This window comes from Acinetobacter sp. 1566109, assembly GCF_000582255.1.
In the GTDB taxonomy this organism is placed as follows: domain Bacteria; phylum Pseudomonadota; class Gammaproteobacteria; order Pseudomonadales; family Moraxellaceae; genus Acinetobacter; species Acinetobacter nosocomialis.
This window is the reverse complement of record NZ_JEYB01000018.1, coordinates 37,221-49,120: the sequence shown is the minus strand read 5'-3', so window position 1 is coordinate 49,120 and position 11,900 is coordinate 37,221. Positions and strand designations below refer to the sequence as shown.

The window sequence follows — 11,900 nt, the reverse complement described above, 5'->3', positions numbered from 1 at the left end:
CAAAAAGTAAGCTTAATGACATGCCATTAGTTTATACTGATGGCATTGTTTTTTGTGTCAGTTATGGTGCAAAGATGGCTTTAGAAAAACAAGAGAATCAAATAAATGTAAATAAAAGCTGCTCAAGCTGTGGGTGTTCAAGCGTAGCAACTCAGGAATATTCTATGCCGAGTGAACCTATGGCAAATAAAATCCAATGGGTGAGTTATTACCATATTCCTCACATGGATTGTGCAGCAGAAGAGCAGATGGTGCGAATGGCGTTAGCACCTTATGCTGGACATATTCAAGAACTTGATTTTGATTTGCCTGCTCGGCATTTAGCGGTGTATCACAGTACAGAAGCTGAAAAAATTACCCAAACCCTGCAACGCCTAGGTTTAGGGGCAGAGTTACAGCAAACTCAACCTCACTATGAACCCGTTGAAAAGCCTAAAAAAGTACGTGTGAGCTCTTCAGCTAATGCAGCACAAAAACAGGTTTTACAATGGTTGTTACTTATTAATGCAGTGATGTTTTTTATCGAATTTATGGCAGGCATCATTGCGTCATCAACAGGATTAATTGCTGACTCACTCGATATGTTTGCCGATGCGGCAATTTATGGAATTGCTTTATTTGTGGTAGGTAAAAACCTCAATGCTCAATTAAAGGCTGCACATATTTCCGGATGGTTTCAGTTTGGCTTAGCCATGATTGTGTTAGTTGATGTATTACGTCGTTTTATATACGGCAGTGAACCTGTTTCAATTCTCATGATTTTAATTGGTAGTTTAGCGCTTGCAGCCAATGTTAGTTGTCTTTATTTAATGAGAGATCATAAGGAGAGTGGGGCACATATGAAGGCGAGTTATATATTCTCTGCCAATGATGTCATCGTAAACTTAGGTGTCATTATTGCGGGAATATTAGTTGCAATCACTGGCTCTCGTTATCCTGATTTAATTATTGGATTGATTATTGTTTTGTTTGTTTTAAATGGTGCTCGGAAAATTCTACAACTCAAAAATGAATAATATTTTCTGATAAAGGCAAGCTTGAGTTCGGGTTTGCCTTCATTTTTTATTATAAAGTAAACTGAGTCTTTACATAAGGAGGAACGACCTCCCCCATAATGGGTAATCATGTCAGGACGACCTGACACTATAAAAATTAGTGAATGTTATGGCTTGGGCTATTTTAATTTTAGCAGGTGTATTTGAAATCATTTGGGCATATTCTATGAAAATGTCTGAAGGTTTTACACGTTTAACCCCTAGTGTTATTACCGTAGTTTTTATGATTTTGAGTGTGGTTCTGCTTTCAATATCAATGAAAACTTTACCCCTTGGTACTGCTTATACGGTTTGGACAGGCATAGGTGCAATTGGATCATTTTTAGTGGGTATATTTTTTCTCAATGAACCTATTGGTGCAATGAGAATGATTGCCGCTGTACTGATTGTATCGGGACTGGTTCTAATGAAAATTTCGTCTCCATCTTAAAAGGATAAAGTATGTTGCTGTCTTATAAGTATATCAATTCGCCTGTTGGGCAATTAAAACTAGTTGCGAATGAAAATGCTTTGGTGGCAGTACTTTGGGACAATGAAAATCCAAAACGTGTTCGACTGGCAGAGCTGGTCGAACAAGCTGAGCATCCGGTTTTATTAAAAACTGAGCAACAGTTAAAAGAATACTTTGAAGGCAAACGCCGTGAATTTACATTGCCATTAGATTTTGAAGGTACAGCATTCCAAAAACAGGTGTGGACCGCATTACTCAGCATTCCTTATGGCGAAACAAGAAGTTATAAAGAAATTGCTGTTCAAATTGGAAATGAAAAAGCAATGCGAGCAGTAGGGGCTGCCAATGGTAAAAACCCAATTTCGATTATTGCACCTTGTCACCGAGTCATTGGCGCGGGTGGCGCTTTAGTAGGGTTTGCTGGTGGTCTTGATAAGAAAGATATTTTATTAAAATTAGAGCAAAAATAAGCTATTTTTAGCGCTCGATTTTTTCAGGCTTTTCTAATAAGCTGTCAATACTGATATTTCATATAAAGCGGGTTTTATGACCTCGCTATTTTCTGAAATATTGATCTTTTCATAACAAACTCTGGATGTTCTAAAAATGGCTGTCGGCGACGTAACAATGCCACAAATGCATGTGGTAAAAGGTGTAAAAATTGGCTCAACAGAAGCATATGTACGTTACCAAAACCGACGAGATTTAGTCATTTTTGAGTTTGCAGAAGGTTCAAATGTTGCGGGTGTATTTACTCAAAACGCCTTCTGTGCAGCACCTGTTCATGTCTCTAAAGCGCATCTTGCCCAAGGCAATCCTCGTTATTTAGTAATTAATACAGGTAATGCCAATGCGGGTACTGGACCTACAGGCTTAAAAAATGCTCAAGCTACTTGCGCGAAGTTAGCTGAGCTTGCTGGTGTGAACAGTTTTGAAGTACTTCCGTTTTCTACAGGGGTGATTGGTGAGCAGCTTCCAATGGAACGTTTACTTGCTGGTCTTCAACCTGCATTAAATAGCGTACAAGATGCTGCTTGGAATGATGCAGCAACTGGCATTATGACGACAGATACAGTTCCTAAAGGTGCATCTGAACAATTTGAACTTGATGGCATTACTTATACCATGACCGGTATTAGTAAAGGTGCAGGCATGATCCGTCCAAACATGGCAACCATGTTGAGCTTTGTGGCAACAGATGCGCCTATTAGCCGTGATTTAGTCCAAAAGCTATTAAAGACAACGGTTGAGCATTCATTTAACCGTATTACCATTGATGGCGATACTTCAACAAATGACTCTTGTATTTTTGTGGCGACTGGTCAGGCTGGTGGCACTGAAATTACATCAGATAGCGATGCGCGCTACGCAAAAGTATTAGAAGTGCTTGCTCGTGTCATGAACCGCTTAGCACAGTTAATTATACGTGATGGCGAAGGTGCGACCAAGTTCATTACTGTTGCGGTAGAGGGTGGTGGTAACACTCAAGAGTGTTGTGACATTGCGTATAGCATTGCACATTCTCCACTCGTTAAAACTGCACTGTTTGCATCTGACCCGAACTGGGGACGTATTTTAGCGGCAATTGGCTATGCAGGAGTTAAAGACTTAGACGTGTCTAAAATTCAGGTGTGGTTAGATGACGTTCAAATCTGTAAAGATGGTGGCGCAGCCGAGGACTATACCGAGGAAGCAGGTGCTCGTGTTATGGCACAAACCGAAATTACCATTCGCGTTGATTTAGGTCGCGGTCAAGCCAAAGACACGGTCTACACATGCGATTTATCTTACGACTACGTCAAGATTAATGCAGATTACCGTTCGTAAATATTCAGTTATAATCAAGCCTCGACAAAGAGGCTTTTTTATTAGCCCCATCTTTTGATATTAAATGATTCAATTTAGTAAATCATTTAAGCAGTAACGTTATATGCGAGCAGGTATGCCAGCATGAAGGATAGAGAAGACGTTTTATGAGTGATGCGACTTTAATTGCCAACGATGCAAAAAACATTGTACAAGCGCATTTAGACCGTTTAGGTGAACCAAAAGACAACCGCCTAAGTGAAGAAGCAAAACAACAAAAGTTTGCACAGATCGAAGCAGAGCTCAAAAAACGTGATGCTGTCCTTGTTGCTCACTACTATTGCGATCCCGATGTACAAGAACTTGCTGAAAAAACAGGTGGATGCGTTTCTGACTCTTTAGAAATGGCCCGTTTTGGACGAGATCATGCAGCCTCTACACTGGTTGTGGCTGGTGTTAAGTTTATGGGGGAAACAGCTAAAATTCTGTCTCCTGAAAAAACAATCCTGATGCCGACACTTGAAGCAACCTGTTCACTTGACTTAGGTTGTCCAGTCGATGAGTTCACAGCATTTTGTGATCAACACCCTGACTACACCGTAGTGGTTTATGCCAATACATCGGCTGCTGTTAAAGCACGTGCGGATTGGGTAGTGACTTCCAGCTGTGCAGTTGAAATTGTTGAGCATCTAGACAGTTTGGGCGAAAAAATTATTTGGGCACCAGATCAGCACTTAGGTCGCTATATTCAAAAGAAAACTGGTGCAGATATGTTGCTTTGGGATGGTGCATGTATTGTGCATGAAGAATTCCGTGCACGTGGCATTGCCAACATGAAAGCACTGTATCCAGACGCTGCTGTATTGGTACATCCAGAGTCGCCAGAGTCGGTAGTAGAAATTGCCGATGCGGTAGGTAGTACTTCTCAACTCATTAAAGCTGCACAGACTTTGCCAAATGAAAGACTCATTGTGGCAACTGACCGTGGTATTTTCTACAAAATGCAGCAAGCAGTACCAGATAAGATTTTAGTTGAAGCTCCAACGGCGGGTGAGGGAGCAACTTGTCGTTCATGTGCGCATTGTCCGTGGATGGCAATGAATGAACTTGATGGAATTTTAGAAGTTTTACAAAAAGGCGATCAAGAAATACACGTTGATCCAGCGCTTGCTGAACGTGCCAAAATGCCTTTAGATCGAATGTTAGCCTTTAGTGCATCGTTAAAACGTTAAAAAGCCTCAAAATGCTTGTTAAATATACATTTGATAAGGATTTTTAACTTTTTTTGAGAATAGGTGTTGACGTCTGAGGGCGTCGCGCCTAGAATGCACACCGTACCGCACGATGTGCGATACAGCAAAAGCTGAGATAGATCGGAGCATAGCACAGCCTGGTAGTGCACCTGGTTTGGGACCAGGGGGTCGTAGGTTCGAATCCTACTGCTCCGACCACTTAAAAGAATATTTTAAGATCGGCGAAGTATCGCATGATAAGCATCATCGGTTAAGCGCCTGTAGCTCAGTTGGATAGAGCATCCGCCTTCTAAGCGGATGGTCACAGGTTCGAATCCTGTCAGGCGCGCCATTTGGTAGCTTGGTACATAGAACTTATTTGATGGTGGATGTAGCTCAGTTGGTAGAGCCCTGGATTGTGATTCCAGTTGTCGCGGGTTCGAATCCCGTCATTCACCCCAATTTCGGAGCATAGCACAGCCTGGTAGTGCACCTGGTTTGGGACCAGGGGGTCGTAGGTTCGAATCCTACTGCTCCGACCATATTTAAAAGCGTTTAAGCTTTCTAAAATATCCCATATATTAAAATCATTTCTTCTTATCTTATGGATAGAAGAAATTTTTTTGTTTTCTATAATAAAATTTTAATTCCAAATTGCTCCAATATCTGAACTTGTTTAAATAAGTTCTGTTCTCTGTTATTGATATTTCTGCCTTAACTCATCTTTTTCTTGTTCTGATAAAAATGCAATTTTAAGTCCATTTTCTTGAGCTGTATAAATTTGTTCAGGCGTTAATCCTGCTAATGGGGCAGCAGATAAATATTCATGTTGTATCTCAATGCCTTCTACCGCTGGGTCATCTGTATTAATGGTGGCAAGTACACCATGTTCTAAAAAAGTCTTTAATGGGTGCTCTGCTAAAGACGGTACTGTGTTGGTTTGAATGTTTGAGGTGAGACAAGACTCAATACCAATCTTATGTTTCGCTAAATAATCTAAAAGTTTTAAATCCTGAACTGCTTTAACACCATGTCCAATTCGTTCAGCGCCTAATTCTTCAATCGCTTGCCAAATACTTTCTGGGCCGGCAGCTTCGCCTGCATGTACTGTAATGTGCCAACCTGCATCACGTGCTTTTTTAAAGTGTTCAATAAATAAATTACCCGGAAAACCAAGCTCATCTCCAGCAAGATCCAACGCTTTAATATCATTTTTATGGGCAAGCAGGGCATTTAATTCTTTTTCACAGGCTTCTTGGCCAAAAGTACGGCTCATAATGCCAATTAAATTCGCTTTTACGCCGTAAGCTTGACTGCCTTCTTTTACGCCCGCAATCACAGCTTCTACAACACCTTCAAGTGGAAGTTGATGTGTCATTCCCATATAACCCGGTGAAAAACGTAATTCTACATAGTCTAGGCCTTGTTGCGCTGCATCTTGCATGTTTTCAAAAGCAATACGCTTGCAGGCATCTAGGCTCGCTAATACTTTTACTCCCCAATCGAGCTTAGATAAAAAACTTAATAAGTCGGGTTGGTTATCCATCACTTGTACGTGTGGTCGTAAAGATTCAATGTCGTAAGCAGGCAAGTCTAAATTGTATTGTTGGCCTAATTCTAAAATAGTTTGAATGCGGATGTTGCCATCAAGGTGGCGGTGTATATCTGTAAGTGGAAGCGTTTTAGTAATCATAAATTTCTTCTTATCTGTTGCTATTAATTCATCATGCCTGTTTAGTTGCGCTGATAAAAGTTTGGATTTGCTATGTTTTTGTGAAAAGCGTTGAGTTGAGTTTTTTGAACTTACTATATTTGTATAAGTTTTAATTTTGATGACATTGTTCTGGCCTAAGAAGACAACGCAGTCTGTGTAAGATACAAGCACCAAGATTTTTATTGTTTTTAATTTCGCTGAGCCTGTTTTTTGTTGACTCTTCAAGAGTGGAATGGCTGAAGAATGGTCATTGGTATTTTGCTTTTTACTTGTAAAGATGAATAAAGGCTTGCTAAAGACCAAACCGATAAAGCGATTAATTTATCTGTAGAAATCTATTTCTGGCAAGTAAATGAAAAAGAAGAAATAGGAAGCACTCAAATGAAGTCGGTACTTTGTCATCAAGCAAAATTACAAGTGGTAGATCAGCCGAAATTAACACCTGCAAAAGGGCAGGTTTTGTTAGAAGTGGTGCGATGCGGGATCTGCGGTTCAGATTTACATATGCAGCACCACTGCGACCACATGCATGATTTGGCTGCACGTGTAGGGTTTAATGGTTTAGCGAAGTCTACAGATCCGTTTGTACTAGGACATGAGTTCTGTGGCAAGGTTTTGGATTATGGTCCAAAAACACGTCATAAATTTAAAGCAGATACACTTGTTTGTGCAATGCCGCTTTTAAATATAGATCAGCATGGTTACTTGTCTACAGGACTTTCTCCAAATGCTTCGGGGGGTTATGCCGAGCAGGTACTGGCTCAATCAAGCTTGATGTTTGAAGTACCGAATGGCCTAGATGCGGATAGTGCTGCAATGACTGAACCTATGGCGGTTGCATTGCATGCCGTACGCCGTAGCCGAGTTAAAACTAGTGAACCAGCTATTGTGATTGGTTGTGGTCCTGTCGGGTTGGGTGTCATTTTAATGCTTAAAGCCGCTGGTGTTAAAACTGTGGTTGCCAGTGACTTTTCACCAAACCGCCGTAAGCTTGCCGAGCAATGTGGTGCAGATATTGTAGTTGACCCTAAAGAGTCCTCGCCATTTGCCAACTGGAAAGAGTTTGGTTTACTTGGCAATGTTTCTGATGCCATTAACATGGGCATGGGACTATTTGATAAGTTGCAAGCGACACGCTTACCTTGGTGGCATGGATGGCGCATGATTGATAAGTTAGGTGCTTTGCCAAAACGTCCTGTTATTTTTGAGTGCGTGGGCGTACCGGGGGTTTTACAGCAGATTATTGAAGGTGCACCTTTGTTTTCCCGAATTGTTGGGGTTGGGGTGTGCATGCAAAGTGACAAAATAGAACCCGCACTTGCGATTAATAAAGAGTTAGAAATTCAGTTCGTGTTAGGTTATACACCGCTTGAGTTTCGAGATGCGCTACATATGATTGCAGAAGGTAAAGTGAATTGTTCACCGCTCATTACCGGTGTTGTCGGTTTAGAGGGTGTTACGAGCGCATTTGAAGCATTACGTGATCCTGAACAGCATGCCAAAATCTTGATTGATCCGAAACGTAGTGGTACAGACATTCAATTGATGAATCATTAATTCAAAGTCATTTATGCATAACTAAAAGGTTGTGATCTCATCAATCACAATCTTTTTTTATGTTTATAGATCGCAATATTGAGCATAAATCAGAGCTGCTCAGCTAATTGGTACTACTTTTTAGTTGCTCTAACTCTTGGTAAATCCACTCAACAAATTTTTGAATAGTCGGTGAAATGTCTTGGCTTGAGTGAATGAGATAGTACTTTCGGCTGCCTTTTAGTTTCTTATTGGAAACAATCACCAATTCTTTTTTTTGTAGTTCAGATTCAATCAACATTTGTGGAATTAGAGCCATTCCCATGTCATGACTGGCGGCAACCGCAAGCATTGAAAATAACTCATGGCGCTGTCCATCAAAAGGCTTAGGGTGCTGCATGTGATGAGTCAGAAACCATTCTTGCCAAATGCTAGGCCGGGTGGTTTGTTGTAGTAGGGGAATTTTTAGTAAATCCTCGCAACTTAGATCATAGGTATTTTCATTAATCATCACTGCATCTGGAAAATACTTTTCGATGAGTCTTGGCGAGCACACAGGTACAATTTCTTCATCCATTAAATAATGCGCTTGTATGCCGGGCCAATGATCAATTTGCTGCTGCGTACCTGCAAAAATAGCAGCATCAAAAATATTGTCGTTAAATAAAAAAGGTTTCGTACTGGTTTCTAAATGAACCGTAATTTCAGGGTGTTTTTGATTTAAAAGATGGAGCTTGGGTAATAACCATCGCGTTGCAAAGGTAGGAACCACACCTAACTTTAATGTTCCACCTAAACCTTTATGAGAAATCACATCGGCTGTACATTTCTCTAAACCTAATAAATAGGGCTTAATACTTTTAAAATACTGTTGACCAGCAATGGTGAGTTCAACACCATGCCGAGTACGTATAAAGAGTTCAACACCCAAGAAGTCTTCTAACTGCTGAATTTGGCGCGAAACTGCACTTTGAGTAATGCATAGCTCTTGCGCAGCATAGGTATAACTTAGATGTTTTGCTGCACTTTCAAAGCAAATCAGGCCCTGAATGGACGGGATGCTTCTTCGCATAAATAAATCCTTTTATTTGTCATCATATTTCAAAACAGCATATGACCTACATGCAAATATCCGAGTTTAGTATAAAAATAAGCCATTTTTAATGAAATATAACGAATTAAATATCTAAATTTAATGCCTCTTATTTTAAATATGCGTAAGTCGCATATCTGCATGAACATTTATCGTTTGATTACTGAATTTTTCACGCATAACATCGAGTTAAATAAAGAAGATCAAATCAAGCAGAGGATGCGATGAATCACATGGTGACAACAAAAAAAGCAAAAGTTCAATTTAACTGGCAAGACCCATTTTTAATTGAGCAACAGCTTAGCCCAGATGAGCGCATGATTCGTGATGCGGCTCATGCCTATTGTCAAGAACGTTTGCAACCACGTGTACTTGAACAATTTCGTCATGAAACAACAGATCCATCTATTTTCCGTGAAATGGGAGAGCTCGGCTTACTGGGGCCAACTATTCCTGAGCAATATGGCGGTGCGGGTTTGAACTATGTGAGTTATGGTTTGGTTGCGCGTGAAATTGAATATGTTGACTCGGGTTACCGCTCTATGGCGAGTGTGCAAAGTTCATTAGTGATGGTTCCGATTCATGAATTTGGTACCGAAGAGCAAAAGCAGAAGTACTTACCTAAACTAGCTACGGGTGAATACATTGGCTGTTTTGGTTTGACTGAACCTGACCATGGCTCAGACCCAGGCAGCATGATTACTCGTGCTAAAAAAGTTGACGGTGGTTACCGTTTAAGTGGCGCAAAAATGTGGATTACCAACAGTCCAATTGCCGATGTATTTGTGGTTTGGGCAAAAGAAGTTTCTGCTGAAGGCAATGTTGGTGATATTCGCGGTTTCATTTTAGAAAAGGGTTGGGAAGGTCTATCTGCACCAGCAATTCATGGCAAGGTTGGTTTACGTGCCTCGATTACGGGTGAAATTGTAATGGATAACGTATTTGTACCTGAAGAAAATGCATTCCCTGAAATTCGAGGCTTAAAAGGCCCATTTACCTGTCTAAATAGCGCCCGCTATGGCATTGCATGGGGCGCAATGGGTGCTGCTGAGTTCTGCTGGCATACTGCACATCAATACACTATGGACCGTAAACAATTTGGTCGTCCGTTGGCTGCAAATCAGTTGATTCAAAAGAAACTGGCAGATATGCAAACTGAAATTGCATTGGGTTTGCAAGTGGCTTTACGTTTTGGTCGTATGAAAGATGAAGGCATTGCTTCAGTTGAAGGCACATCTCTAATCAAGCGCAATAACTGTGGGAAAGCGCTTGATATTGCTCGTATGGCACGTGACATGATGGGTGGAAACGGTATTAGTGATGAGTTTGGTGTAGCGCGCCATTTGGTCAATCTTGAAGTCGTAAATACCTATGAAGGTACACATGACGTTCATGCCTTGATTTTAGGTCGTGCACAAACAGGCATCGCAGCATTTAGTAACTAACTCATTCATTTAAAAGATAGAGGTGTTCTTTCGAGAGCACCTTTAGGGATTTTTTACGCAAAAATTTATGGATAATGACAAGATTCATCGTAAGGATACTCATGTGAAGATGTGCCTCTGTGTACTTAAAACTAAATATAAGATGATGAAAATATAGAAGATTAAGTCATACAGAAAACATAAGTAAGCTATCGATGACTCATTTGGGAAAATGAGGAACTAAAGATGAACAATGACGTTCAAGTAATATCGAAAGAATTAAGAACTACATTTCCAAGTAACCTTGGAACATATGAAAAGATTGGCCCTCATACATGGAAATGGGCGTTGTTATTTGCCTATTTTGCGATGGTGGTCGATGGCGTTGATATTATGCTGCTGTCTTATAGCTTGACCAGTTTAAAGGCAGAGTTTGGTTTAAGTACCTTTCAAGCGGGGGCATTAGGCAGTGCTTCTTTGGCTGGTATGGGTATTGGCGGTATTTTGGGTGGTTGGGCATGTGATAAGTTTGGTCGTGTAAGAACCATTGCCAACTCGGTGACTTTCTTTTCTGTAGCGACCTGTTTATTAGGCTTTATGCAAAGCTTCGAGCAATTTATGGCTTTACGCTTTATTGGGGCTTTAGGAATCGGAGCACTCTATATGGCCTGTAATACCTTAATGGCTGAATATGTACCCACTACTTACCGTACAACAGTCTTGGGCACATTACAGACGGGGCAGACGGTAGGTTATATTGCTGCGACACTCTTAGCTGGTGCGATTATTCCAGATCATGGCTGGCGCGTTTTATTCTTCCTGACCGTAGTACCTGCGTTTATTAATATTTTCCTGCAACGATTTGTACCAGAGCCAAAATCTTGGCAGCTCACCAAAATTGAAAGCTTGCAAGGCAACAGACAACCTAAAGAAATGGTCGTGGCTGAAAAGCCGAAAAGTGGCAGTATCTATAAGCAAATCTTTCATAACTTTAAGCACCGCAAGATGTTTTTGTTGTGGATGACCACAGCATTCTTCTTACAGTTTGGTTATTACGGCATTAACAACTGGATGCCAAGTTATTTAGAAACAGAAGTGCATATGAACTTTAAAAACTTAACCAGTTATATGGTGGGTTCATATACCGCAATGATTCTAGGCAAAATTTTAGCAGGGTATCTTGCTGACAAATTTAACCGCCGTGCTGTTTTTGTGTTTGGAACAATTGCCAGTGCCGTGTTCTTGCCAATCATTATTTTCTTCAATACCCCTGACAACATTTTGTATTTATTGATCACTTTTGGCTTCTTATATGGCATTCCATATGGTGTAAACGCGACCTATATGGCTGAAAGTTTTTCAACCGATGTGCGCGGAACAGCCATTGGCGGTGCTTATAACATTGGTCGTGTCGGGGCTGCGATTGCACCAGCCACCATTGGATTCTTGGCATCGGGCGGTACGTTTACTATGGCCTTTATTGTGATGGGCGCTGCGTATTTTGTTGCGGGTGTATTGCCGGGATTATTTATTAAAGATCGTCAGTACGATCCGCAAAAACAATCATAAACAATGACAGGGAGGTGCGT

At 40.8% G+C, this 11,900-nt stretch carries 10 protein-coding genes and 4 tRNA genes; 12 read left to right on the top strand and 2 right to left on the bottom strand.

Features of this window, described 5'->3' with window-relative positions:
* Positions 1-20 precede the first annotated feature (20 nt).
* The 9 genes from J582_RS13905 to J582_RS13865 all read left to right on the top strand — a co-directional run bounded on the left by J582_RS13905 (position 21) and on the right by J582_RS13865 (position 5,086).
* The gene (locus J582_RS13905; protein WP_032048097.1) at positions 21-1,016 is read left to right on the top strand and encodes a cation transporter; all 996 of its coding nucleotides are present in this window, start codon (positions 21-23) and stop codon (positions 1,014-1,016) included.
* A gap of 148 nt (positions 1,017-1,164) precedes the next feature.
* A complete protein-coding gene (locus J582_RS13900) occupies positions 1,165-1,485 on the top strand; it encodes a DMT family transporter (RefSeq protein WP_002050323.1) in 321 nt (106 codons plus the stop codon).
* An 11-nt stretch (positions 1,486-1,496) separates the two neighbouring features.
* On the top strand, positions 1,497-1,976 hold the full coding sequence (locus tag J582_RS13895; protein WP_022575930.1) for a methylated-DNA--[protein]-cysteine S-methyltransferase: 480 nt from the start codon (positions 1,497-1,499) through the stop codon (positions 1,974-1,976).
* Positions 1,977-2,112: 136 nt separating this feature from the next.
* On the top strand, positions 2,113-3,333 hold the full coding sequence (gene argJ / locus J582_RS13890; RefSeq protein WP_032048096.1) for a bifunctional glutamate N-acetyltransferase/amino-acid acetyltransferase ArgJ: 1,221 nt from the start codon (positions 2,113-2,115) through the stop codon (positions 3,331-3,333).
* Between the two features lie 146 nt (positions 3,334-3,479).
* Positions 3,480-4,544, top strand: a complete 1,065-nt coding sequence (gene nadA / locus J582_RS13885) for a quinolinate synthase NadA (protein WP_032048095.1) — start codon at positions 3,480-3,482, stop codon at positions 4,542-4,544.
* Positions 4,545-4,686: 142 nt separating this feature from the next.
* A tRNA-Pro gene (locus tag J582_RS13880) sits at positions 4,687-4,763 on the top strand.
* Between the two features lie 56 nt (positions 4,764-4,819).
* A tRNA-Arg gene (locus J582_RS13875) sits at positions 4,820-4,896 on the top strand.
* 33 nt (positions 4,897-4,929) lie between these two features.
* Positions 4,930-5,005: transfer RNA gene (locus J582_RS13870), tRNA-His, on the top strand.
* Between the two features lie 4 nt (positions 5,006-5,009).
* Positions 5,010-5,086 (top strand) — tRNA-Pro (locus J582_RS13865).
* A 155-nt stretch (positions 5,087-5,241) separates the two neighbouring features.
* On the opposite strand, the gene add is transcribed toward J582_RS13865, so the two are convergent.
* On the bottom strand, positions 5,242-6,237 hold the full coding sequence (gene add / locus J582_RS13860; protein WP_032048094.1) for an adenosine deaminase: 996 nt from the start codon (positions 6,235-6,237) through the stop codon (positions 5,242-5,244).
* 402 nt (positions 6,238-6,639) lie between these two features.
* Between add and J582_RS13855 the strand changes: the two genes are divergently transcribed.
* Positions 6,640-7,815 carry a zinc-binding dehydrogenase gene (locus tag J582_RS13855; protein ID WP_032048093.1) on the top strand — a complete coding sequence of 392 codons (1,176 nt, stop codon included), beginning with the start codon at positions 6,640-6,642 and terminating at the stop codon, positions 7,813-7,815.
* Between the two features lie 103 nt (positions 7,816-7,918).
* Here J582_RS13855 and J582_RS13850 read toward each other — a convergent pair whose 3' ends face one another.
* A complete protein-coding gene (locus J582_RS13850) occupies positions 7,919-8,866 on the bottom strand; it encodes a LysR substrate-binding domain-containing protein (RefSeq protein WP_032048092.1) in 948 nt (315 codons plus the stop codon).
* A 245-nt stretch (positions 8,867-9,111) separates the two neighbouring features.
* Between J582_RS13850 and J582_RS13845 the strand changes: the two genes are divergently transcribed.
* Positions 9,112-10,332, top strand: coding sequence for an acyl-CoA dehydrogenase (locus tag J582_RS13845; RefSeq protein WP_032048091.1), 1,221 nt, complete (start codon positions 9,112-9,114; stop codon positions 10,330-10,332).
* A 225-nt stretch (positions 10,333-10,557) separates the two neighbouring features.
* Positions 10,558-11,880 (top strand): MFS transporter, encoded by a 1,323-nt coding sequence (locus J582_RS13840; RefSeq protein WP_032048090.1) that lies wholly within the window; start codon positions 10,558-10,560, stop codon positions 11,878-11,880.
* The last annotated feature ends 20 nt before the right edge of the window (positions 11,881-11,900 follow it).

Coding starts and splice junctions, on each gene's coding strand:
- J582_RS13905 (WP_032048097.1), top strand. CDS start 21: ATGCCATTAGTTTATACTGATGGCATTGTTTTTTGTGTCAGTTATGGT.
- J582_RS13900 (WP_002050323.1), top strand. CDS start 1,165: ATGGCTTGGGCTATTTTAATTTTAGCAGGTGTATTTGAAATCATTTGG.
- J582_RS13895 (WP_022575930.1), top strand. CDS start 1,497: ATGTTGCTGTCTTATAAGTATATCAATTCGCCTGTTGGGCAATTAAAA.
- argJ (WP_032048096.1), top strand. CDS start 2,113: ATGGCTGTCGGCGACGTAACAATGCCACAAATGCATGTGGTAAAAGGT.
- nadA (WP_032048095.1), top strand. CDS start 3,480: ATGAGTGATGCGACTTTAATTGCCAACGATGCAAAAAACATTGTACAA.
- add (WP_032048094.1), bottom strand. CDS start 6,237: ATGATTACTAAAACGCTTCCACTTACAGATATACACCGCCACCTTGAT.
- J582_RS13855 (WP_032048093.1), top strand. CDS start 6,640: ATGAAGTCGGTACTTTGTCATCAAGCAAAATTACAAGTGGTAGATCAG.
- J582_RS13850 (WP_032048092.1), bottom strand. CDS start 8,866: ATGCGAAGAAGCATCCCGTCCATTCAGGGCCTGATTTGCTTTGAAAGT.
- J582_RS13845 (WP_032048091.1), top strand. CDS start 9,112: ATGAATCACATGGTGACAACAAAAAAAGCAAAAGTTCAATTTAACTGG.
- J582_RS13840 (WP_032048090.1), top strand. CDS start 10,558: ATGAACAATGACGTTCAAGTAATATCGAAAGAATTAAGAACTACATTT.